This is a genomic window from Gammaproteobacteria bacterium, assembly GCA_019748175.1.
In the GTDB taxonomy this organism is placed as follows: Bacteria; Pseudomonadota; Gammaproteobacteria; order JAIEPX01; family JAIEPX01; genus JAIEPX01.
This window is the reverse complement of record JAIEPX010000015.1, coordinates 1-24,381: the sequence shown is the minus strand read 5'-3', so window position 1 is coordinate 24,381 and position 24,381 is coordinate 1. Positions and strand designations below refer to the sequence as shown.

The 24,381-nt window shown below is 40.9% G+C and carries 21 protein-coding genes; 4 read left to right on the top strand and 17 right to left on the bottom strand.

Annotation, left to right across the window (positions count from 1 at the left end):
* Positions 1 to 506: 506 nt before the first annotated feature.
* Positions 507 to 4,592, top strand: a complete 4,086-nt coding sequence (locus tag K2X50_07990; protein ID MBX9587186.1) for a PQQ-binding-like beta-propeller repeat protein — start codon at positions 507 to 509, stop codon at positions 4,590 to 4,592.
* A 211-nt stretch (positions 4,593 to 4,803) separates the two neighbouring features.
* On the opposite strand, the gene sufT is transcribed toward K2X50_07990, so the two are convergent.
* Genes sufT through K2X50_07950 form a run of 8 tightly spaced genes read right to left on the bottom strand, consistent with a single transcriptional unit; the run spans position 4,804 to position 11,339 of the window.
* A complete protein-coding gene (gene sufT, locus K2X50_07985) occupies positions 4,804 to 5,364 on the bottom strand; it encodes a putative Fe-S cluster assembly protein SufT (protein ID MBX9587185.1) in 561 nt (186 codons plus the stop codon).
* A complete protein-coding gene (locus K2X50_07980; protein ID MBX9587184.1) occupies positions 5,348 to 5,698 on the bottom strand; it encodes an iron-sulfur cluster assembly accessory protein in 351 nt (116 codons plus the stop codon). Before K2X50_07980 ends, sufT begins: the two co-directional genes overlap by 17 nt.
* A gap of 10 nt (positions 5,699 to 5,708) precedes the next feature.
* A complete protein-coding gene (locus K2X50_07975) occupies positions 5,709 to 6,152 on the bottom strand; it encodes an SUF system NifU family Fe-S cluster assembly protein (GenBank protein MBX9587183.1) in 444 nt (147 codons plus the stop codon).
* On the bottom strand, positions 6,152 to 7,411 hold the full coding sequence (locus K2X50_07970) for a cysteine desulfurase (protein ID MBX9587182.1): 1,260 nt from the start codon (positions 7,409 to 7,411) through the stop codon (positions 6,152 to 6,154). Before K2X50_07970 ends, K2X50_07975 begins: the two co-directional genes overlap by 1 nt.
* Entirely contained in the window at positions 7,408 to 8,640 is a 1,233-nt protein-coding gene (gene sufD, locus K2X50_07965) for a Fe-S cluster assembly protein SufD (protein MBX9587181.1), read from the bottom strand. The genes K2X50_07970 and sufD overlap by 4 nt, the downstream gene beginning before the upstream one ends.
* A 12-nt stretch (positions 8,641 to 8,652) precedes the next feature.
* Positions 8,653 to 9,405 carry a Fe-S cluster assembly ATPase SufC gene (gene sufC, locus K2X50_07960; protein ID MBX9587180.1) on the bottom strand — a complete coding sequence of 251 codons (753 nt, stop codon included), beginning with the start codon at positions 9,403 to 9,405 and terminating at the stop codon, positions 8,653 to 8,655.
* A 33-nt stretch (positions 9,406 to 9,438) separates the two neighbouring features.
* A complete protein-coding gene (gene sufB, locus K2X50_07955) occupies positions 9,439 to 10,890 on the bottom strand; it encodes a Fe-S cluster assembly protein SufB (GenBank protein ID MBX9587179.1) in 1,452 nt (483 codons plus the stop codon).
* The gene (locus K2X50_07950; GenBank protein ID MBX9587178.1) at positions 10,887 to 11,339 is read right to left on the bottom strand and encodes an SUF system Fe-S cluster assembly regulator; all 453 of its coding nucleotides are present in this window, start codon (positions 11,337 to 11,339) and stop codon (positions 10,887 to 10,889) included. The genes sufB and K2X50_07950 overlap by 4 nt, the downstream gene beginning before the upstream one ends.
* Positions 11,340 to 11,459: 120 nt before the next feature.
* Between K2X50_07950 and trpS the strand changes: the two genes are divergently transcribed.
* Complete coding sequence (gene trpS, locus K2X50_07945) at positions 11,460 to 12,461, top strand: tryptophan--tRNA ligase (protein ID MBX9587177.1); 1,002 nt, start codon at positions 11,460 to 11,462, stop codon at positions 12,459 to 12,461.
* Between the two features lie 156 nt (positions 12,462 to 12,617).
* Entirely contained in the window at positions 12,618 to 14,063 is a 1,446-nt protein-coding gene (locus K2X50_07940; GenBank protein MBX9587176.1) for an exodeoxyribonuclease I, read from the top strand.
* A gap of 25 nt (positions 14,064 to 14,088) precedes the next feature.
* Here the strand turns inward: K2X50_07940 and K2X50_07935 are convergent, their stop codons facing one another.
* Both K2X50_07935 and K2X50_07930 read right to left on the bottom strand, forming a co-directional pair.
* Positions 14,089 to 14,763 carry a polysaccharide deacetylase family protein gene (locus tag K2X50_07935; GenBank protein MBX9587175.1) on the bottom strand — a complete coding sequence of 225 codons (675 nt, stop codon included), beginning with the start codon at positions 14,761 to 14,763 and terminating at the stop codon, positions 14,089 to 14,091.
* Positions 14,764 to 14,857: 94 nt separating this feature from the next.
* Positions 14,858 to 16,573, bottom strand: coding sequence for a bifunctional sulfate adenylyltransferase/adenylylsulfate kinase (locus K2X50_07930; GenBank protein MBX9587174.1), 1,716 nt, complete (start codon positions 16,571 to 16,573; stop codon positions 14,858 to 14,860).
* Between the two features lie 163 nt (positions 16,574 to 16,736).
* Between K2X50_07930 and K2X50_07925 the strand changes: the two genes are divergently transcribed.
* Complete coding sequence (locus K2X50_07925) at positions 16,737 to 18,053, top strand: MFS transporter (GenBank protein ID MBX9587173.1); 1,317 nt, start codon at positions 16,737 to 16,739, stop codon at positions 18,051 to 18,053.
* Between the two features lie 15 nt (positions 18,054 to 18,068).
* Here the strand turns inward: K2X50_07925 and K2X50_07920 are convergent, their stop codons facing one another.
* The 7 genes from K2X50_07920 to carA form a co-directional block, all read right to left on the bottom strand.
* A complete protein-coding gene (locus K2X50_07920; protein ID MBX9587172.1) occupies positions 18,069 to 18,275 on the bottom strand; it encodes a hypothetical protein in 207 nt (68 codons plus the stop codon).
* A 13-nt stretch (positions 18,276 to 18,288) separates the two neighbouring features.
* Positions 18,289 to 18,765: a transcription elongation factor GreA gene (gene greA / locus K2X50_07915; GenBank protein ID MBX9587171.1), complete on the bottom strand. Its 477-nt coding sequence runs from the start codon at positions 18,763 to 18,765 to the stop codon at positions 18,289 to 18,291.
* Between the two features lie 39 nt (positions 18,766 to 18,804).
* Positions 18,805 to 19,083: a hypothetical protein gene (locus K2X50_07910; GenBank protein MBX9587170.1), complete on the bottom strand. Its 279-nt coding sequence runs from the start codon at positions 19,081 to 19,083 to the stop codon at positions 18,805 to 18,807.
* 161 nt (positions 19,084 to 19,244) lie between these two features.
* Positions 19,245 to 19,463, bottom strand: a complete 219-nt coding sequence (locus tag K2X50_07905) for a hypothetical protein (GenBank protein MBX9587169.1) — start codon at positions 19,461 to 19,463, stop codon at positions 19,245 to 19,247.
* A 69-nt stretch (positions 19,464 to 19,532) separates the two neighbouring features.
* Positions 19,533 to 19,904, bottom strand: a complete 372-nt coding sequence (locus K2X50_07900; protein ID MBX9587168.1) for a hypothetical protein — start codon at positions 19,902 to 19,904, stop codon at positions 19,533 to 19,535.
* Positions 19,905 to 20,042: 138 nt separating this feature from the next.
* Positions 20,043 to 23,270 carry a carbamoyl-phosphate synthase large subunit gene (gene carB, locus K2X50_07895; GenBank protein ID MBX9587167.1) on the bottom strand — a complete coding sequence of 1,076 codons (3,228 nt, stop codon included), beginning with the start codon at positions 23,268 to 23,270 and terminating at the stop codon, positions 20,043 to 20,045.
* The coding region (carA, locus tag K2X50_07890; protein ID MBX9587166.1) for a glutamine-hydrolyzing carbamoyl-phosphate synthase small subunit at positions 23,254 to 24,381 on the bottom strand (1,128 nt) is incomplete at its 5' end. The genes carA and carB, both read right to left, overlap by 17 nt.

Sequence of the window (24,381 nt, the reverse complement as noted above, 5' to 3'; positions counted from 1 at the left end):
ACGGTCCTAATTGGCATCGGAGGTATTGCTATAGGAATTATTCCAATGGCCCTCAATCGTTTGCGTCAGAAATCAAAGTCTTTATAAAGTCAATTTGGTAGGAATACTGAGGGTTGGGGACTGGTCGCATAGGCCTAAAACGAGTTCAATAACTCGTTTTAGGCTGAAATCGAGTAAACACGGACCTAGCCAGGTGGTCACATGCGCTTCTTTTACACCATTATAAGCTAAAATATACCCAAATCTCATAAGATTACAACCTCACTGTTTCATGCTAAAAGCCCAAGTTTGTCTTTTTTAAATTCTATTTATCTATAAATTGTATTTACAATGATAAATATGCCAACTTGTAATCCTGCAAAAGCGTACTAAGCTTAAGGTAAGGGGGTAGTAAAAGCTCCGCTAGCAATAGGGGGCAAGGTAGTACAAGGAGGCGACAAATATTAACAGAGTACCTATGGTCGTAGAATATGGGACTCTCAAGTAAGCCAAGCAAGAGGTGTATTATGAACTGGTCAAAACCACTATATTGTGTCAAACGTTTCGGTTTCGAAGTCACGATGTATATCTATCAAAATTCTGTTCCAGAGCAAGAATCGACAACGAAATCATTTAAGAAATTATCGGCTAGTCTGACCCTCATCACGGCGTTGCTAGCCTGTTCGCTGAGTGCGCAAGCTCATGGCAATGACTATGACAGAGGTAACAATTGGCCGTCCTACGGTGGCGATTTAGGAAGCAGTGGGCAAGCTCGGCAAGACGGCAGCAGAACAAAAATCGATAAAAACACAGTGAATCTTGTGGATGGGATGCGTGTTAAATGGATTTATGAAACCACACCCACAACGTTTATTGGTCAAGATACCGATCAAGATTTTGATCAAGATCCTGTAAAAGCGGCTGGCGCAATATTAAGCCCTCCTGCAGTGAGCAGTGATGGTTATTTATATTTTGCCGATACCTTAGGTTATGTGCATGCCATAAATAAAAATTTTGCTGGCAGTGATCCGAATAATTTGACTGATTTAAATAACGATGGCGATCCTAAAACATGGAAAACATTTGCACCGACTGACTATTCGCAACCTGGAAAATTTTTTCTGTTTTCTCGCAATACTCCGGCTCTAGATGAGCAGACAAACACGCTATATTATGGCAATCAAAGTAATATGAATTTGTCTAGCCCCATTATGTGTCAGGCAACACGCCAACCCTCCATTTCCTATGACCCAAGCTTTGAAGCTATTCGCGCACAATGCGCGCAAACTTCCATGAATACCCCCTTAGGTGAAAAATACGCTATTGGTGGTGGCGTTCCAACTGACGGCGCTATTTTAATCGCAGTAAACCGCCTGAATGGTCAATTGAGATGGAGCACCAAACTTGAGAAACATCCTTGGTCAATCATTACCCAATCGCCAGTCATTTTTAATGGTGTGGTATATGTTGGGATTTCTTCTAGAGAAGAGCTCACGACTGGATTTACCAAAGAACCGCCCTCATTGCATGGTAGTATGGTTGCGGTGAATGCTGACAATGGCAAAATCCTTTGGAAGACTTATACCTCACCACTCGACACTAAACCCACCAATGATGTCGTCGACATCAGTAGAATCAATTACACTCTCAAAGATAAGAACTTTCACGGCAGTTATTCCGGCGGATCAATTTGGGGTACAAGCCCATCTATCGATCCAAAATATCGTCGTAATGCTCCAAATGGTATGGTTTTGGTAGGGGTCGGGGAAAATCATACTGTGCCAAATGAAATTGCGCAGTGTCGAATCAAGCAGGTAGCAGGCCAAACTATACCTTCTTACTGTTTTGATGAAAAAATTTATAAAGATAATCTCGCTAATTCTGTAGTAGCGTTTGATTTGAAAAACGGTAGAGTGATCTGGGCATCTAAATTTGCCGATGATAAACCTTTCAAGGTGGATAAGAAAAATAAAATTCTAGAAGGTTATTTTGATGCGTGGAATACCACTTGCGAAGATCCTGGCAACAATGGTATCAATGATCCTATATTCCCACGACTTTACACACACTGTTCTGCCCCTGGTGATGCTGAAGGCATGGATGGTGATTTCGGTCAAGCGCCAATGTTATTGACTGTTAACCATCGTGGACCTAAGGAGATTGTCGTTATTGGACAGAAAACAGGATCGTTACGCGCATTGGATCGCGAGACCGGCGCCATAGTCAAATGGTGGGGCGATGAAGGTCGTGTGAAATTAGGGCCCGCTGGAAAATTGGGTGGTATTGCGTGGGGATCTGCCACCGATGGTCAAACCATTTTTACCTCTACGACCAATTCACGTAATCTCGGTCAAGTTTTTGCCGATGCTGGTGAGCCTTTAGGAATAACCCGCGATGATTTGGCTTATCAGCGCATTATCAATCCTCCCGTCGATATTGCGACAGATGATACTATTGTCAACGAAGCAGAAGGTATGCGTGAGTTTTATGACAATGGCAGAACAATTGAACGCAGTAGGTTAACACCGCCGTTGCCAGCAATGCCCACACAGCCGCTCATTATGCGTGACAATCAAGGCAATTTGCAAACCATCGGTGGGGTTTGGCATGCTGTTGACGCAGCCACAGGTCGTATTAAATGGCAAAGACCTGATACCACAGGATATTTAACTCATCCAAGCATGACGGTCGCAGACGGCCTACTTTTCGTCGGTAGTAAAAATCCTTTCAGCCCAATGCGAATATTAAATGCTGATACCGGTGTAGAAGTTTGGCGTAGCAGCGTTGCGTCAGGTTTGAACGTGGGCAACATCGGTTCTCGTCCTGCAGTGGTAGATGGAGTTGCCTATTGGCCAGTCGGTTATATTGCTTTAAAAGGCGTCTTATCTAGGGAACAAAACAAATTGATAGCTTTGGCGCCAGAGAAAATACTCGCACCAAAAAGGTATGCTGTGGCATCGAAAAGGATTTGTATGGTAGATCCAAGTCGTCCATGGGATCAAGGCGGTGCTGCATTTCTCGCTTCGCTTAATCCCGCATTGCAACCAATAGCAAATATCCTCAACACCGGAAAGCGCTTAATTGTTGTTGACCTCCATTATCCGGTGGACAAAACCGTAGCGATTAATCGATTACTAAACGGCACAGCGCACAAATTAAGGACTATAGAAGATGTGGGAGGAGATGATGCAGGTGCTGATACGCTTCGTCGTACGTTTGTTGAAACACAAGCGATATTAACATATTTAGGTGCAGAATATGATGTTAAAAATTCTCGTTCACAGCTAGGTTCAGGAACAGAAACAGAGTTGAAGATGAACCTTCCTGACGCTGTGTTGGCTACTAAACCATCCGTGATCTGGCCATTCCCTGACGGGCATGAAAAAATTTTGGGGCCGCACGGTCTTTTTAAAATTACTATTCCTATGGACTTATCTAACTCACTACGCGCAAATTCAGGGTCAGCAGAATTACCCTTAGCGAATATATCTGGACAATTTCCTTTGGTCATTTTGTCTCATGGCACGTTGAGTCCAGTGAATCAACAACAAGGTGTTGGCGAAGTCCTGGCGGGTCAAGGTTACATCGTAGCGGCTGTGGGTCATACAGGTGATAACGTCAATTCATATGTAGGGCTTAACTGTCCAAATGAGTTCATTACTGCGCAGCCTCCTGCTCCAGGGTTGGATTTGGTAGGTGCAGCAGCGAATCCGATTGGCACCAATGCGCCACCTCTAGGACTTGGCCTACCCAGTAGCAGCACGCGTTATTACGACAGTATTCATAAAGAGTATGGTAATTTCTATCAAGGACCAAAAGCGGACGCTCTGCATATTCTCGATCGGATACTGGATGTGCGCTTAGCTATCAATCAGGTGCGAGATTTACCACTTTTCAAAGTGGGTAGTGTGTCTAAAGTGGATCAAACAAAAGCCGGTTTGATTGGCTATTCACGTGGTGGCATTATGGCGCCTCTGGCAGCAGAGCTATTACCTGAAATAACCGCGACCATTTCTTTCAATGGTGGTACACCCACTCGGATGTACAACACGGTATTAGGTCCTGGAGTAGTTTATTATCAACCGCTGTTTACAGCATTAAATGGCGGTATGCCTGTCAGTAGTTTCACCAAACCATTGTTACTAACAATCAACGATGAGGATACCGTGTTAAGGGACTTATTGTTCGGTAACGTTAATAGTAACTTTGACGGGTTGCAAAATGCAGGTATTCCTGTTAACCGTTATGCGCCTGCAACTCAGACTGATCCCAATCCGATAGCAGCAGATAACTGCCTGTTATCTACGGGTCCAACAATTCTTGCTCGCTATCGCAATGCAGATCACTTTGATTATACCTATGTTCCTGCAGCAGAAGGTGGTAACGACCCTGATCTTGATCGACCAAGAGCGTTCAGCTCGGGTCGTTATGCAGGACACTTTCTGTATCAACGTTATGCCATCCGCGATAATTTAGTGATCAGTTTTATGGACATGTTCCTTAAAGGCAATACTTCATCAAGCAATACAGGGAAATTGCTAAATGATAATTTCCTCGATCTCACAATTTCGCATAAAAATATACCAGGAGTAAGTGGAGGAGGTTGTCCATAATTGTATTTTTAAGCGCTGGTTTTTAGCCAGCGCTTCAAACTCACCCACAGCCACAAATTGTTGCGCATTGATTCAAGAAGCTGGATTTCAGGCGAATTACGCAATTGCTTTCGTGGCTTTTTTGTGATGAGTGGATTCTTTGTTGGTTGCCCGGGTACTTTCCATTCCATTCTATTTAATCAGTCAAATTTCAAGACTCATAACTGAACAGCTAAAGCATACCTAATTCTAGTTTCGCAACATCGGACATCTTCTCGCGGCTCCAGGGCGGATCAAAAACCATTTCGACTTCAACCGTTTTCACTCGCGGAGCTGCCAAAACTTTACGTTTAACATCATTAGCAATGGTAGGCCCCATTCCACAACCCGGTGCGGTAAGCGTCATTTTAATTTGAACATGAAATTCATTGGTACCTAATGGAAGAATTTCGCATTGATAGATAAGACCTAGATCTACAATATTCACGGGGATTTCTGGGTCATAGCATTTTTTCATCTGCTTCCAAATCAATTCTTCGAGTGTCATTTCTTCCAAAATTGACTCAGGAATTTCTGTTTCTGGTTGTAAACCTAAAGCATCCGCATCATTCGCATCAATACGCGCTAAATTGCCATAGATATTAACTGTAAACGAACCACCTAAAGATTGAGTAATTTTGACTTCAGTTCCAGCTTGCAAAAAAATTCGCGCACCTGAGGGGATGAGCAATGCATCGACATCACGACGCAAAACAATAATATTTTCAGCTTGTTCATTATTCTGATTTGACATTGAAACTCTCACCACAACCACAAAGACTTTCTACATTAGGATTATTAAATACCATTTGTGTGAATCCCAAACCCTTTTCTTCAATATCAACAACTGTTCCACGAATAGCATCAATACACTGCGGATCCAAAAAAATTTTAAATGATGTATTCAAAGGCACCTCAACATCACCAATTTGAGGTTCGGCTATAATCTCAGGCTTATACGTCCATCCTGTACATCCAGTACGTTTGATCGCCAAACGAAAATGCAGGCCCGTACCACTATTCTTAATTCCCTTCTCAATATGCATTATCGCTTTTGGGGTGAGATCGAGTAAAATTTCGTTTTCCACAATAACCTCTCTATTCAGTTGATACCGGTAAATTTGCTCGCGACAATGCGGCATCTAATGTATGCCACGCTAGTGTCGCACATTTAACGCGAGCAGGAAATTCTGCTACACCCGATAAAACAGATAATTTTCCTAATTTTTCGGGATCGTTACATTGACCTGTTAAAAGTTGGTGAACGTTATGGAATATTTCATGAGCTTCTTCCACATTTTTCCCTTTAAGCATTTCTGTCATCAAAGAAGCGGACGCGATCGAAATCGCACAACCACTTCCTATAAATTGTGCTTCTTGAATCACATCTTTCTCAACATTAATTGTTAAATTTAATTTATCGCCACATAAAGGATTAAAACCTACATGACAATGAGTCGGATTTTCCAACACACCTTGATTTCGTGGGTGTCTACCGTGATCAATAATCACTTGTTGATATAATTCTCGTAACGCTGACATTAGCCTAACATCCTCCGAACTTCATGAAGCCCCTCAATTAATCGATCAATCTCAGAAAACGTATTGTAAAATGCAAACGAAGCTCGCACTGTTGCACTCAAACCAAAACGTTCCATCAATGGCATTGCACAATGATGTCCAGCACGAACAGCAATACCATGATGATCTAGAATCGTGCCAATATCGTGAGGATGAATAGTGCCCAACACAAATGAAATGACGGGTGCTTTATTTTCAGCCTCTCCGATAATTCGCAAATCATCGAATGATAAGAGTTTTTCCGTTGCATAAGCCAATAATTGCTGCTCATATTTATTAATGCTAGAAAAATCCAGTGCATTTAAATAATCTATTGCAGCACCCAGTCCTATCACGCCAGCAATATTAGGTGTTCCAGCTTCAAATTTATAAGGTAAATCGTTGTATGTTGAATGTGTAAATGTAACCATACGAATCATTTCACCACCGCCTTGATAAGGTGGCATCGCGTTTAACAAACTTTCTTTGGCATATAAGACACCAACACCAGTAGGACCATATAGTTTATGCCCAGAAAAAACATAGAAATCACAGTCTAAATCTTGCACATCGATTTTTTCATGGGGTACTGCTTGAGCGCCATCAATTAAAACGGGCACTCCACTGCGATGGGCCGTATTAATCATATCTACTATGGGATTCACAGTACCAATCGCATTGGATACATGAGTCAACGCGATCAATTTTGTACGGGGATTAATTAAATTCTCATAGGAAAGTAAATCTAATTCGCCATTCTCGAAAACAGGAATTATTTTTAACGTGGCTCCTTTTTGCTCACATAATAATTGCCACGGCACAATATTCGCATGATGCTCTAAGGAACTGATAATAATCTCATCACCTTGAGTAATTTTCAATTGACCGAAACTACTTGCAACTAAATTAATCGCTTCTGTTGCACCTCGCACAAACACTATCTCACGTACACTTTTTGCATTGATAAATTGCCTGACTTTTTCACGGGAATTTTCATAAGATTGAGTCGCTCGATCACTCAATGTATGAACGCCTCTATGGATATTCGCGTTGATGGTTTCGTAAAAGTCTTTCTCAATTTGAATAACTGATTGCGGTTTTTGTGAGGTGGCTGCATTATCAAGATATACCAACGGGTGTCCGTGAATTTTCTGATGAAGAAGTGGAAAATCCTTTCTAATAGCCTCAATATCAAAATCGGTTTGAGTACTATTGTTAATTTTAGTGGTAACAGTGCTCATTGAGTATGCCCTCCGTTTATTGTAGCTAATTTAGCTTCGATAATAGGCATGACTAATGCTTCGATGTCAGGTGTCAATTCGTCGAGTTGATCGTAAATAAATGCGTGTAACAATATTTCTTTAGCTTGATCAGCACTGATCCCTCTCGATTGTAAGTAGAAAAGTTGTTCGGCATCAATCTGACCAACACTGGCTCCATGACTACACTTAACATCGTCGGTATAAATTTCTAATTCTGGACGAGTGTCGATTTCCGCATTAGAGGATAAGAGTAAATTGCGGCTTTGTTGATGCGCAACTGCTTGTTGGCCTGTCGCTTGCACTATCACTTTTCCGTTGTATATCGCGCGTGCTTTATCGTTTGCAATAGCTTTAAATTGTTGTTCACTAACACAACTTTTTGCCGCATGATTCATGGTCACATGATAATCACTGTGTTGAGCCCCATTCACAATACTCAACCCTCGGCAAGAACTACGCGCTTTTTCACCCAACAAATTGACCTGCCATGCTTGCCGCTGCAATTTACCGCCTATTGAAAAACTATTACCGCAATAAACCGAATGAGCTAATTGTTCGATCAATGTATCGCTGATATGCGTCGCATTAATGCCTTCGTTTTGACTTTGAATATGATTCAGTTGAGAGTACTCATCCAACTCAATTTGAGTCACTCTTTGTTGCCAATATGGCGCATCACTTTCACTACTAAAATTTTCCATAATCGTTACACGACTTCGTTTTCCGCAGAAAATTAAATTTCGGAATACTTCGATATTAATATCAGAATTATTTTTGCGATAGTGAATCATTATTGGCTTATCAATTACCACATCGTCAGGAATATAAATAAATACTCCATTTCCCCAGAGACTTGTGTTGAAATTTAAAAGCCCCAAAGAGCTATTTTGATATTTCGAAAACGCTTTTTTAACATAATCAGCATGCGTTTCGAGTGCTGATTGAAGATCGTTCACAATAACTCCATCGGGCAAATCGACGGGTGAAAAGGAGAGTGTCTCAGATGTGAACGGAGAGCCTGAATTGTTCACGTTCAATTGTTTCAAAGTACTAATATCAGTATACTTCCACGCTTCATGCTGTCTAGTTGGAATACCATGATGTAAAAATGCCTGCCATTGTTGCTGACGCAAGTCTTTAATCCAGGGCAACGTTACGCCTGGTAATTGTGACGTTAGTGTATCTATATCGTTATTTTGCCAATTCACACTCTTTCTCCACTAAACTGATTCTTCAACTAACCAACCATAACCTTTCTCTTCTAATTCTAGGGCCAATTCTTTACCACCTGATTTTATGATACGGCCATTTGCTAACACGTGGACAAAATCGGGCACAATAAAATCGAGTAATCGCTGATAGTGCGTTACCACAATAAAAGATCGAGATGAATCTCGAAGACTATTAACACCTTTAGCTACAGCTTGTAATGCATCAATATCTAATCCCGAATCGGTTTCGTCCAAAATAGCCAACTTTGGTTCGAGCACCATCATTTGTAATACTTCGTTTCGTTTCTTTTCACCACCTGAAAATCCGTGATTTACTGCGCGTTGTAAAAACGCTTCATCCATTCCCAAATCTTGTAATTTTGATCGAACAAATTGTATAAAATCTATAGCATCGTATTCAGATTGTCCTCGTGCACGACGAATACTATTAAGTGCGCTTTTCAAAAAATATAAATTATTCACACCGGGTAATTCAACCGGATATTGAAAAGCTAAAAATAAACCTTTAATCGCTCTTTCTTCAGGCGACAGCGATAATAAGTCGTCATTTTCAAATTTGACGGTTCCCGCTGTAATATCATAATCGTCACGCCCTGCTAACACACTGGCTAGTGTACTTTTTCCTGAGCCATTAGGCCCCATAATCGCATGTATTTCTCCAGGTTTTACTTCAAGATTGATACCTTGCAAAATAATGGATTTACCTTTAACACTCACTTGTAAATTTTCTATCTTTAACATCTTAACTCTCTCTATTCGAATAAAATTCTGATCTCAACCCACAGCCCCTTCCAAACTAACTTCCATCAGTTTTTGAGCTTCAACAGCAAATTCTAGTGGGAGCTCATTAAATACTTGCTTACAAAAGCCATTCACGATCAAAGAAATAGCATCTTCTTCTCGCAGCCCACGTTGTTGACAGTAAAAAAGCTGATCTTCTCCGATGCGCGATGTAGAAGCTTCATGTTCCACTTTTGCAGAGTTGTTTTTGACTTCAATATAAGGGAAAGTATGAGCGCCACATTTTTCACCAATCAACAAAGAATCACACTGTGTATAATTACGTGCATTATGAGCAGTAGGTGCAACTCGTACTAAACCACGATAAGCATTTTGTCCACGTCCCGCTGAAATTCCCTTCGAAATTATAGTGCTTTTTGTATTTTTTCCGATATGAATCATTTTAGTACCAGTATCAGCTTGTTGATAATGATTCGTCAGAGCAACAGAATAGAACTCACCCACTGAATCATCTCCTTGCAGAATAACACTGGGATATTTCCAAGTGATTGCAGAACCTGTTTCAATTTGAGTCCATGAAATTTTTGATCGTGCCCCACGACATGCTCCGCGTTTTGTCACAAAATTATAGATCCCCCCTTTACCATTTTCGTCGCCTGGATACCAGTTTTGTACTGTTGAATATTTTATTTGTGCGTCTTCGAGCGCCACCAACTCAACAACTGCAGCATGCAACTGATTTTCGTCGCGCATTGGTGCAGTACAACCTTCTAAGTAGCTAACGAAGCTACCTTCTTCTGCAATAATTAATGTGCGTTCAAACTGCCCGGTATTTGCCGCATTGATTCGAAAATACGTGGAAAGCTCCATGGGACAACGCACACCTTTAGGAATATAGACAAAAGATCCATCACTAAAAACCGCAGAATTTAAAGCCGCGTAAAAATTATCGCGATAAGGAACTACCGTCCCTAAATATTTTTTTACAAGTTCAGGATATTCTCTAGTCGCTTCAGAAAAAGAACAAAAAATGACGCCCGCTTTTGACAAGGTCTCTTTGAATGTTGTAGCAACAGAAACGCTATCAAAAACAGCATCAACTGCAACACCCGCTAAACGAGCTCGTTCATGCAACGGAACACCGAGTTTTTCGTAGGTTTCAAGTAGTTTAGGATCAACTTCATCCAAGCTCTTAGGTCGGTCCTTATCTGATTTTGGCGCTGAATAATAAGCGATAGATTGGAAATCGATAGTCGGAAATTTTACAAAAGCCCAATTTGGCGGTGTCATCGTTAACCAGTAACGATAGGCCTGTAACCGCCATTCCAGCATAAAATCAGGTTCATTTTTTTTTGAAGAGATCAGTCGAATCACATCCTCATTTAAACCGGGCGCAATGGTATCAGAAGCAATATCGGTAACAAAACCGTGTTCATATGATTTTTGTACTGCGGCTACTAATACCGCATTTTGCTCGGTACTCATACCAAGGCCTCCACACCAATATTTTTTAAAACGGGATGCTGCATCGGTAAGGGCTTACACATTTCAGCTAACGTGATTTTATTGAGTACACCCAACACAGCTCTATTCACCAATTGCCAATTACTGCGCAATGCACAAAGGGGTTCATGGGCACAATGCCCTGTCATTGTACTACATTCGGTGAGCCCAACCGGCCCATCCAACGCTAAAATGATGTCGACCACTGTGATCTCAGAGGCTGATCGTGCTAATCGATAGCCCCCTTTTACCCCACGCAAGGATTCTACCAACCCACCGCCCACTAGCAGTTTGAGCACCTTACTGACAGTTGGAAGGGCTACATTGACCTGCGCAGAAATGCCGCGGGCACTTGCATGACCGCTAGTATCTTGTGCTAAACAGCTCATAACGATAAGGCCGTAATCCGCTAATTTACTGAGTTTGAGCATAACTTCTCTCGTTTTCTAACATTAGGTATATAGTACCAAAATTGTACGATATTTCAACTTTATTCCCAAGGTTATCTACTTCTCTGTTCAAACCCTCCCAAAATAGTTTAATATCTGTGTATGAAACAAAAACCTGTACTTTTTAGCGGAATTCAACCAACCGGCAACTTGATGATCGGTAACTACATTGGCGCCATTAAAAATTGGGTCGGTCGCCAAGATGAATACGATTGTATCTTCGCATTGGTTGATTTACATGCCATGACTGTTCGTCAAAATCCTGAAGAATTTCGTACACGCTGCTATGAATTACTTTCGCTGTATATCGCATGCGGTTTGGATCCTAAGAAAAGTTTGATTATTGCGCAATCTCATGTCCCAGAACACACAGAATTAGCCTGGATTTTAAATTGTTTTACGTTCATGGGTGAATTAAAGCGCATGACACAATTCAAAGATAAATCCAAAAAAAATGCTGATAATATCAATGCGGGTCTTTTTGGTTATCCGGTCTTAATGGCAGCCGATATTCTTTTATATCGCACTAATCTTGTCCCAGTCGGAGGCGATCAAAAACAACACCTCGAATTAACACGGGATTTAGCAATTCGATTCAACAATCTTTATCCTGACACCTTTACTGTACCAGAGCCTTATATTCCCAAAAAATCCGCCGGTGGACGCATAATGGGTCTGCAAGATCCCACAGTCAAAATGTCAAAAACCGATACCAACGAACAAAATTATGTTGCACTATTAGATCCACCCGATGTCATAGTGAAAAAAATTAAACGCGCTGTCACAGACTCAGGAAGCGAAATCCGAACGGATGAAGATAAGCCCGGGGTCAGTAATTTATTGACACTCCTATCAGCCATCACCGAGCAACCAATTCCCGTTTTAGAACAACACTACGCGGGCAGAGGTTACGGCCAATTCAAACAAGACGTTGCTGAAGCGGTTGTTGATTTCCTCAACCCCATCCAAACACGTTATCAACAAATTAGAGCCGATGAAGCAAAATTGCAGCAGCAATTACATGAAGCAGCCTTGAAAGCCCGAAAAATCGCACAAAAAACATTAAATCGTGTTTACGATGTTCTAGGATTCATTCCACGATAATTCACAAATCAGCACCTCCCCGTAAAAGAATTTAGATGTTTTGATAACTCAACACTTTCTTTTCTGGCCTGGTAATTTTAAAACCGTGGACGCAAGTGCGTGACAAGAATTAAAATACTATGTAAACTCGATGGGTTTTCCAAGGGACTACATCGTATGGAAAGGACTTATTTATTTTACGACATTGAGACTACGGGTCTAAACAAAGCCTTCGATCAGGTTTTGCAGTTTGCTGCTATCCGCACAGATGAAGCACTCAATGAAATTGAGCGCCATCATTTTCACGTACGGCTAAATCCTGATGTTGTACCTAGTCCTCACGCCATCATAATCCACGGACTCTCATTAGAAGATCTTAATCAAGGCCTCAGTGAAGCAGAGGCGATAACAACGATTCACGGTCTCATGAACACTCCAGGAACTATTAGCCTAGGTTATAATACACTGGGATTTGATGATGAATTCTTACGATTTTCTTTTTACCGCAATTTATTACCCCCCTATAATCACCAATATGCTAACCAATGCGGACGCATGGATATTTACCCCATCGCTACCCTTTATTTTTTATTTAACAATCAATCAATTCACTGGCCTTGCCTTAACGGAGTCCCCACACTTAAACTCGAACACATCAACACTGCAAATAATTTTGTGACAGGCCCTGCCCACGATGCAATGGTCGATGCCTGCGCCACAGTAGAAATTGCCAAACGTTTTAAAGCAGAATCTGAAATATGGGATTATGTTATTGGTTATTTTGACAAAGAAACTGACTCAACAAGAATGGGTAAGCTACCTGTAGCTTTTAACATCCAGCAACAAAGTTTCAGAGAAGGCATCTTAATTGATGGAATTTTTGGAGCACAACAGTTTTATCAGTCTTATGTTATTTCACTAGGACGTCATAACCATTACAAAAATCAAACACTGTGGCTGCGTTTAGATCACCAAAATTTCTCTGATCTCACTAATGAAGAGCTAAAGGAACAAACGTGGGTAATCAACAAAAAACCTGGAGAAAATGGGATTTTACTTCCACCTTCAGAACGATTTACTCGCTATCTCACCCCAGAAAGACTCGAAATAATTTCAAAAAACCGCCAATTTTTAATTGAACATCCTGATTTGATGCTCGAACTTGCGCGCAAACATCGTGACTACACACACCCGAAAATTCCTAATATAGATGAAAGCGCCGCCTTATATCAAAATGGATTTTTACTGCCACACGAAATACAATTATGTACTGAATTTCGTGCGCGCGATTTTGATGGAAAAATTGCACTGCTCAATGACTTCCATAATCCATGCTTACAGTCATTGGCAATACGGTATATTGGACGTCTTCATCCTGAAAAACTACCGCCCCAATATCAGCGAATTTACGGTGAATATCTCGCGAAAGTGAATCCACAAGATTCTGAAGAAGCCATGATTGATTATCGTCGACAACATAGACTGACACCTCGCAATGCGCTTCTAGAAATTAGTGCAATTCAATCCGATTCTGAGTTAACAGCGAGACAACAAGAGTTACTATTGGGCTTGAAAAATTATATTGTAAACCAATTTAACATTCAGTCGGTTGTTCCAATCTAATGTGTCAAATTTCTTAATCGAGTTGCTATTGAGGAATACAAATAGCGCTGAAATCGAGTCCTTTTTTGCGTATTCCTTCAATAATTATTGGCAAAGCCTCTACTGTGTTTTTACGATTTGAATACCCATCGTGTAATAGAATAACCTGACCCGAATGAGCATTATCAATAATTCGTTGGGCAATTTTGGCCGCACATAATTTCTTTTGTTGATCTAAGGAATTGAATCCATTGGGTATAATCAGTAATTGATGAGCTGACGCATAGTCTTCGACACGTTTATTCATCACCCCATAAGGTGGACGCAAACAAACAGGAGATTTACCAATGAGTCTCTGAACAAGATCCCGTGAACCAACAACTTCATGATTCAGTTCTGAGGCATTTAATCGAGTCAACTTTGGATGAGTCATTGCATGAAGCCCTACTGCATGCCCTTCTGCTACCATGCGATCAAGTAATTGTGGAAATTGTTTTGCTAACGGACCGACCACAAAAAAAGTGGCTTTAATATTATTTTTTTTCAGAATATCTAAAATTTGAGGGGTATAAATCGGTGACGGCCCATCATCAAACGTTAAAGCAACCGTGCCAGGCTGTGCCACCGTCTGAACTACAGATAAATTACTTGCAGAACTGGGTATACAACAAAACAATAGCAACACAAACAACATCATGCCGATTGGTTTAAGACTGCTCATAAGTAACTCCCATGGTTTAGTCTTCTATTATACCGAATTCTCGATTTTGAGCCACAATTATAATCGGATAAATACAACTTAAAATTTAGAGGGGTCAGGACCCGCCTCCTAAATAACCCAAGTGTTGTAATTTTAAAATAATTTGTTGAATAGCTACATTGGGTTCTTCGTTAGAAGTATCGATAACGAGTTCTGCGAGTTTGGGAATTTCATATTCACTACTAACACCCGTGAAATTTTCGATTAACCCTTGGCGCGCTTTTTTGTAGAGCCCCTTTCTATCGCGCTGCTCACAAATAGATTGTGGTGTATTTATATACACTTCAATAAAACCTCCGAAAGGTGTAACAATATCACGCAATTGACGACGAATTTTTTGCAATGGCGCAATAAGAGCTAAAATAGCAATTCCACCATGCTTAGTTATTTCTCGCGCAACATATCCTGTGCGTAGCATATGCTTTTCACGATCTGTTTTCGAAAAACCTAATTCAGACGATAAAATTTTTCGCATGGAATCACCATCGAGCACACTGACGCGCCGCCCACCTAATTCCATTAATCGCCAATGCAATGCATGTGCTAAAGTCGTTTTTCCTGCGCTCGGCAATCCCGTCAATAAAACAGTAAATCCTTGTTGATGTTTAGGAGGAAAAGCTGCTTTTAATTGAGCAACCACATCAGGAAAACTAAACCATTCTGGTATGGGTAAATCTTCTGCAAATCGACGTCGCAGTTCTGTTCCTGAAATTTTTTGAACTGTTTGTTCTGGCGTCACTTCATTCACCGGGACATATTCCTTGCGTTCACTCACGTATACCATTTCTTGCATAGGAATCATTTGTAAATCTAATTCACTTTGATAGTGCGCAAATAATTCTTGTGCAGCGTATGGCGCATAAAAACTTTGTTGATTTTCACCGAATGTTGGACCAGCATGATCACGTCCGACAATCATGTGTGTGCATCCGTAATTTTGTCGAATAATGCCATGCCATAACGCTTCGCGTGGACCTGCCATTCGCATCGCTAAAGGCAATAGCGCTAATTGAGTGGTTTGTTCTGGATAATGATGAATCAACGATTGATAACATCGAACACGCGCATAATGTTGAATATTATCCGCAATGGCACCATCCGACGGATGTATCAATAAATTCGCTTCAAATTGACGCATCGCTCGCAATGTTAAAGCATGATGCGCTCTATGCATGGGATTACGTGTTTGAAATGCAATAATTCGCTCCCAACCACGCTGCAAAAATAATTCTCTTAGTTGACGAGGCGTTTGACGTAAAGTGCAAAAATCGTAACGAGGGGGCAGCCTGACTCCGGTTAAGGTTCCACCTAGATAGATGTCGCCTGTCTGATCAAGAATATAACGTACACCCGGATGGTTGAGATCCGAAGATCCATACACTTTCTCAACCTCGAGATTCTTGTCTGGTACCCAGAGCGATGTCACTTTCAAGATAGCGATCAACAATCCTTCTGTATCATAAAGCGCAATCGACTGGCCCAGCGTAAGATTTTCGGCAAATTGAGGAGTGATATCCAAAACAAGGGGAATTGGCCACAACGTGCCATCAGCCAAGCGCAATTCTTTGACCACCCGCTCATAATCCGCTTGAGCCATAAAGCCTTTTAAAGGCGAGAATCCGCCATTCAGTAACAACTCCACATCACAGAGTTGTCGTGGCGTTAAAGTCCATGCAGGCATAGAATAGGACTGCTGCTGAAGTCGTTGAGCTTCTTCTTGATCAACAATGCCGTTGATCAGAGTTCCTTGAAGTGGTCTGATGTTTTCCATAGTGGAATTATAGCCTAGGGTCCCGATCTTTGCTTCAGCAGGACAGGGTATAGCAAAGATCTACCCCCTTCCCCTATCCCTATACATTAAAAATATGGCAAACTAGCCATACTTCCAACCCAAATTCGGCTGTTGGACGTTTTGGTGCTTAATGGAGTGAACAATGTACGGCAATCAATACCACTTACTGCTAACCCGACGCTTCTTGCCGTTGTTTGTAACGCAATTTTTAAATGCCTTTAATGACAATGTTTTTAAAACGGCATTAGTCATTTTAATCACGTATAAAATTTCGGCGGGAAGCGAAGCACATAATCAAATGCTCGCCACATTGGCCTATGGCTTATTCATCACACCTTTTTTTCTCTTTTCAGCCACGGCGGGTCAGCTCGCTGACAAATTCGAAAAATCTAAATTAATTCGCATCATTAAATTTTCGGATATTATTTTTATGACTCTTGGAGCCTATGCACTGATTTATTCTAGCATTCCTTTACTCATGACAACTCTTTTTTTAATGGGGAGCCAATCTTCATTTTTTGGTCCACTGAAGTATGCGATTCTCCCTTATCATCTTCAAAGTGAAGAGCTCATTGGTGGAAATGCATTTATCGAAGCAGGCACATTTATATCAATTTTAATGGGCACTATTCTATCTGGCCTTGTTGTTTTAACTCCTTATGGCGCCCATTTAACTGCTGTTATTGTGCTGGCTGTTGCGATAACGGGCTGGCTCACCAGTCTTTTCGTTCCACCCACTTCTAGGGCACACCCTCAATTAATCATTAATAAAAATTTTCTTCTTGAAACCTGGCACATTGTCAAATTTGCAAGCTCACATCGTGAAATTTTTCTTGCAATTATGGGCATCTCTTGGTCTTGGTTAGTGGGCGGAACATTTGTATCACAATTCCCGACTTTCACTAAAGATATTTTAGGCGCGGAGAGTCAAGTCGTCGCGATATTTATGTGCTTTTTTTCAATAGGCATAGCTATCGGATCTATGACTTGCAACAAATTATTGCATGGCGAAGTGAATGCAAAATACATTCCCCTGGCAATTTTTGTGATGGGCATTTTTATTGCGGATTTATTTTTCGCCAGCCAATACTTTATTCATCTACCTGCACACAAACTATTTACCTGGTCTGAGTTTATTCGAAATCCTGCGAGCTGGCGTATTTTTGCTGACATAGTATTGCTATCAGTTGCCGGTGGTATTTATATCGTACCCTTGTACGCTCTGTTGCAGGTACGATCTCCGGAAAATCATCGCGCTCGAATCATTGCTGCCAATAATATAATTAACGCAATCTTTATGGTGATTTCTGCATTGATGATTATGACACTGCTACAACTGCACTTCACATTAACGAAAATATTTTTAACATTAGCATTAATGAATACCGGGATCGCACTGTATATGGTTCGTATTTTACCGGATGCGTCAATCCCATCTTTTTTAAAGTGGCTTAAATAATAGAGCTAAAAGAATCTAGTATCGGTGGCTATAGCTTGATTTATTATCTTCTCCAAAACACATATATAGCCCTATCATAAGCGCAGTACCGATTGCAGCAGCAACTAAACAGCTTAGAAAAACTTGAACAGCAACCAACTTAAAAGCTGCCATTAATCCAACAACCGCAGTTACAGCCACAACCTCGGCAATATTCCAAAATAAATCTTCACTTGTTAACATAAAGCACCTCTTATTAAATATAAAAAACTTTTAGTATTTCGAAATTCAACAATCCGTTTGGCGTCTGAATTTCAACTTCTGCGCCCTCATGTTTGCCGATGATTCCTCTTGCGATAGGAGAAAGATAAGAAATTTTCCCGAGTTTTAAATCAGCCTCACCTTCACCCACAATTTGATAACGCACTTTTTGTTCAGTATCGACGTTAATTAATTCAACCGTCGCACCGAACACAACGCGATTATCAGCAGGTAAGGCAGTGACATCAATAACCTGACTATGACTCAAATCTGATTCGAGTTTTTTAATTCTTCCTTCTATCATGCCTTGTTGTTCTTTAGCCGCATGATATTCCGCATTTTCTTTAAGATCACCATGAGCTCGAGCCTCTGAAATGGCTTTCACTACTTCAGGACGTTTTACACGCTTTAGATCTTCAAGCTCACTGGTCAGTTTATCAAAACCGAGCTTGGTCATTGGTAATTTTTGCATTAGCAAATGCTCACTATTTATTTTAAGCGGTTGGAGCTATTACCAAGTTGGATCCATGTTAAGCGTAACTCCTTTTGAAGGGGTGCTTGGTCCAGACATCAAATACGCTGCGAATACAAACAATGCAACAACGGTTAAAACTGTTGAAAATGTTAATAAATTAAAAGCTCCATAGACCGCCAATGCAACTAAAGCAAAAGGAGCTGCCACAGAGGCTGTAGCCGCCATAAGATTCCATGTATTAGAAGCTAAATTCGCTCCTGACTGAGCATGTCTGAATAATCTAGAACTGGATGTATGTTCAGGACCTTTTCTCATAAGTAGTACCTCTCTTAAATATTAGTAATGGATCCTATTTTGTCAGAAAAGACACCTCTTTGGCAAGAAAAAACAATCCCAACCAACCGACTAACCATGCTGAGATTTAGCTAAAATGTTCAGATTGAGTCTAGATCCGCTGGAAATAAGGACGTTTTTTCCTAGTCTAGATCGCTGCTCAGCAAAGGATCATCATAGCCTTTAAGGGCAGCTTTCAGACGCCGTTCTTCGAGGGCATCTTCTATGAGGCGACGAATGGCCCGCCGAGGCTTTTTTGCAACCACAATCTTTTCGGGTTCATCGGATGACAGGGCAGTCCCCTCTTCTATGAACTCTTCTTCATCAATCACATCGATAGTATCTAATTCATCGTGACTCATGGCTTATCCCGACAGCATCAATTTGTAAACAAAGGATGCCCCCTCTTGGGAGGGGGCGAACGACGGTAATTAATCGTTTTCTTGATAACTAGGGTTACCAGCGGTACCTGCAGGATCTGTAGCACCAGCATTGTTTGCTGATTGCTGAGCAGCATTAGGTTGCGCTTGATTTTGCTGATCTTCCCCTTGAGCTTGGCTTTGATTAGCCGCTTGTGCACTATTTTGCTGCTTTTGATTTTGAGCTTTTGCTGCATCAGTTGCATTTGCAGTAGCGTTTGCACCATTAGCACCATTTGCACCTGAATTATCAGCCACTTTCACCTTAGAATGCTTTTGAGCATGATGTTTACCATGATGGCGGTGCTTTTGTGCTTCCGCAAAACCTGCCGTGCTCAATCCGAGGGCTAACAATACTGCTATTCCAACAGTTGCCTTTTTCATCAGAATTCTCCTTAAGTAATATCTATAGAAACCGGTGAATCACGACTTAAACGAAAATCGTCGATTCGGCCGTAATATATTCTCATTTTCAAAATTTGACAAGACGATAGGTTTATTCTGATAAACTTAGAGCGATAATCAAACGGTCACTCGCACTATGGCATGTAAATCCTGTATTCGGGTAATCGATTGTCGCGGATCATATTGCAACGAGGCAGAAGCAGCTTTCCCACCTTCTAAAGTCGTAAAATAACAGACTTTTCGAGCCACCGCGTTACTTCGAATCGCATACGAATCCCCGTAGGCTTGCTGACCTTCGGTAGTATTGATGATCATCGCAATTTCGTTATTTTTGATCAGATCCACAATATTGGGACGACCCTCTGTTACTTTATTCACGATTTGCTGAGGAACCCCCGCTTTAGCTAACACAGCTGCCGTTCCGCGAGTGGCGATAATATCAAAACCCATTGCGCATAAATAACGTGAGACTTCCACTGCACGAGGTTTATCAGCATTACGTACACTGATAAAAACTAATCCACGTGTCGGCATCGTAATTCCAGCGCCTAATACGCCTTTTGCAAAGGCTTCTTCAAATGTGGAACCTATCCCCATCACTTCCCCAGTCGACTTCATTTCAGGACCCAACATAGGGTCAACTCCAGGAAATTTCGCAAACGGGAACACGGGAAATTTGACACAATAATGACTAGGACGAATTGCATCAGTAAATCCTTGCTCAACCAAACTCATTCCTATCATGCATTTGGCCGCAATTTTTGCTAAAGGGACACCTGTCGCTTTTGCAACAAAAGGAATTGTACGAGACGCTCGTGGATTCACTTCCAACACATAAATATTGTCACCACGAATGGCAAATTGCGCATTCATCAATCCAACCACACCTAATTCAAATGCGATATTTTTCATTTGTTCTACTAATTTTTCTTGGATTTCATTCGATAAAGAATGTGGCGGTAAACAACAAGCTGAATCACCAGAATGAATTCCAGCTTGTTCAATGTGCTCCATAATTCCGCCAAGAAAAATATTTTTTCCATCGCAAACAATATCAACATCAACTTCTGTCGCATCATCAATAAAATGATCGAGAAGCAATGGGGAATCGGAGGTCACTTCAGCAGATTCATGCATATAACGTTGTAATTCTTTTTCGTTATAGACCACTTTCATTGCTCTTCCACCGAGCACATACGAAGGACGTACAACTAAAGGATAAGCAAAAACATTGGCTAATCGTAATCCTTCTTCAATAGATCGCACCGTTCCGTTGGGAGGTTGTAAAATCCCTAATTTTTGAACTAATTGCGCAAATCGTTCACGACTTTCCGCACGATCTATCGCATCAGGTGTAGTTCCAATAATAGGTACTCCAGCATCTTCTAGTGCTTTTGATAATTTCAGCGGTGTCTGCCCACCGAATTGAACAATAACGCCTTTCGGATTTTCTAAAGCAACAATATTCAGTACATCTTCTAATGTTAAAGATTCGAAATATAAACGATCTGAAATATCATAATCAGTTGAAACCGTTTCGGGATTACAATTAACCATAATTGTTTCGTAACCCGCTTCTCGCATTGCTATAGCAGCGTGAACACAACAATAATCAAATTCAATTCCTTGACCTATTCGATTAGGCCCACCACCTAATATCATTATTTTTTCGCGTTGAGTCGGTTGAGATTCACACTCTTTTTCGTATGTTGAATAAAGATAGGCGGTATTGGTTGAAAATTCTGCAGCGCAGGTATCAACTCGCTTATAAACCGGGGTAATTCCCATCGCTAATCGATGTTTTCGAACTTCTTGCTCACTGACTCCCATCAATTGGGCCAAACGTGCATCTGCAAAACCTTTACGCTTAATTTGCCATAAAGTATCGGCATTGAGTTCAGCTAAATTCATATTTGAAATACTGTGTTCGATTTGAATTAATTCTTCAATCTGCGCTAAAAACCAGTGGTCAATGTGTGTAATTAAATTAATTTCTTCTAGGCTCATCCCAAATCGAAAAGCATCAGCGACATACCACAACCGATCCCAACTAGCGCCGCGCATTTCTCTGCACAGAATATCTCTACAGTCTTCATTCACTAAATCGACAACACTTTCTAATCCTAATTTCCCTACTTCTAATCCTCGAATGGCCTTTTGAATAGACTCTTGGAATGTACGCCCAAACGCCATCACTTCACCAACTGATTTCATTTGAGTGGTTAATCGAGTATCAGCACCACGGAATTTTTCAAAATTAAATCGTGGTATTTTAGTGACGACATAATCAATACTAGGTTCAAATGAGGCAGGTGTTTTCCCACCCGTAATTTCATTGGCTAATTCGTCTAAGGTATATCCAATCGCTAATTTTGTGGCAATTCTTGCAATCGGAAAACCAGTGGCTTTCGAGGCTAAAGCAGAAGATCGAGAAACACGGGGATTCATTTCAATAACGACCATTCGACCTGTTTTTGGATCAACGCCGAATTGAACATTGGACCCGCCCGTATCAACACCGATTTCTCGCAACACTGCAATTGAAGCATCACGCATTCGTTGATATTCTTTATCGGTTAATGTTTGCGCTGGTGCAACGGTAATAGAATCACCCGTATGAATTCCCATCGGATCAAAATTTTCAATTGAACAGATAATAATGCAATTATCTTTGTGATCTCGAACAACTTCCATTTCGAATTCTTTCCATCCGATAATGGATTCATCTAACAATAATTCGCTGGTCGGAGATAAATCGAGTCCTCGTTCACAAATTTCAATAAATTCTTCACGATTGTACGCAATTCCACCACCAGAACCGCCCATCGTAAATGACGGACGAATAATAATAGGGAAACCAATTTCATCCAGGATTTCGAGTGCATCTTCTAAACTGTGCGCTAATCTTGAGTAAGGCATTTCTAAGCCAATTTTAGTCATGGCATCGCGAAATAATTCTCTATCTTCTGCTTTATCAATCGCTTCACGTGAAGCTCCTATCATCTCCACATTGTATTTTTCTAAAATACCTTCTCGTGCCAAATCTAATGCCAAATTCAGTGCAGTTTGACCACCCATGGTAGGCAAAATAGCATCCGGTTTTTCGCGTTCAATGATTTTTGCAATCACTTCCCAATTCATAGGCTCTATATAAGTGACATCCGCCATTTGAGGATCAGTCATGATTGTGGCAGGATTCGAATTCACTAAAATAACACGGTAACCTTCTTCTCGAAGTGCTTTGCACGCTTGAGTACCTGAATAATCGAATTCGCACGCTTGTCCAATCACAATAGGGCCAGCGCCTAATAATAATATGGATTTAAGATCATTTCTTTTTGGCATGATGAATCAACTCAATAAATTCTGCAAAACTGCCACACAAATCATGCGGTCCAGGGCTAGCTTCCGGGTGCCCTTGATAAGCAAAGGCTGGGTATTTTTTATGACGAAGTCCTTGTGGTGTTCCGTCAAACATGGAGGATGCCGTAATTTCCAGTTCCGAGGGTAAATCACGTTCTGAGACTGAAAATCCATGATTCTGACTTGTAATCATCACAGAATTATCAGCATGATGGCGAACAGGATGATTAGCACCATGATGACCAAATTTCATTTTTTCTGTTTTACCACCACACGCCAATGCTAATAATTGAAATCCCAAACAAATTCCAAAAATCGGAATGTTTGTTGGTAATAATTCTCTAATTGCGTCAATGGCATAATCACAAGCTGCAGGATCTCCAGGACCGTTAGAAAAAAATATTCCATCGGGTTTTAATTCTAGTACTTTTTTAGCAGATGTCGTTGCAGGAACAACCGTTAAATGACATCCTTGATCTACAAGTAATCGTAAAATATTGTGTTTTACACCGTAATCATAAACAACGACATGATAAGGACAATCTGCTTCCTCTCTTTTTTGATAACCTGTTGGCCACAACCAACTGCCTTCGCGCCATTCGTAAATTTCAGAGGTCGTTACTTCTTTTGCCAAATCCAATCCATTCAGACCTGTAAATTCTCGTGCGATGGAAATAGCTTCTTGCTCATTGATTGAAGGCCCCGCCATCAGACAACCATGTTGTGCACCACGGTCACGTAAAATGCGCGTGAGCTGACGTGTATCAATATCTGCAATTCCAATAATATTGTGTTCTCGTAAATACTCACCGAGTGACTTTTCTGATCGCCAATTACTTGGAATTAAAGATAAATCGCGGACTATGAGACCCGCTAAATAAGGTTTTTGTGATTCACTATCTTCAGAATTCACACCCACATTACCAATATGTGGAACCGTTAATGTGACAATTTGGCGAGCATAAGAGGGATCTGTAATAATTTCTTGATAACCCGTCATAGACGTATTAAAAACAACTTCACCCACTGAAAACCCTTCAGCTCCAATAGCAGCACCCCAAAAAAGAGTACCATCAGAAAGCGCTAATAACGC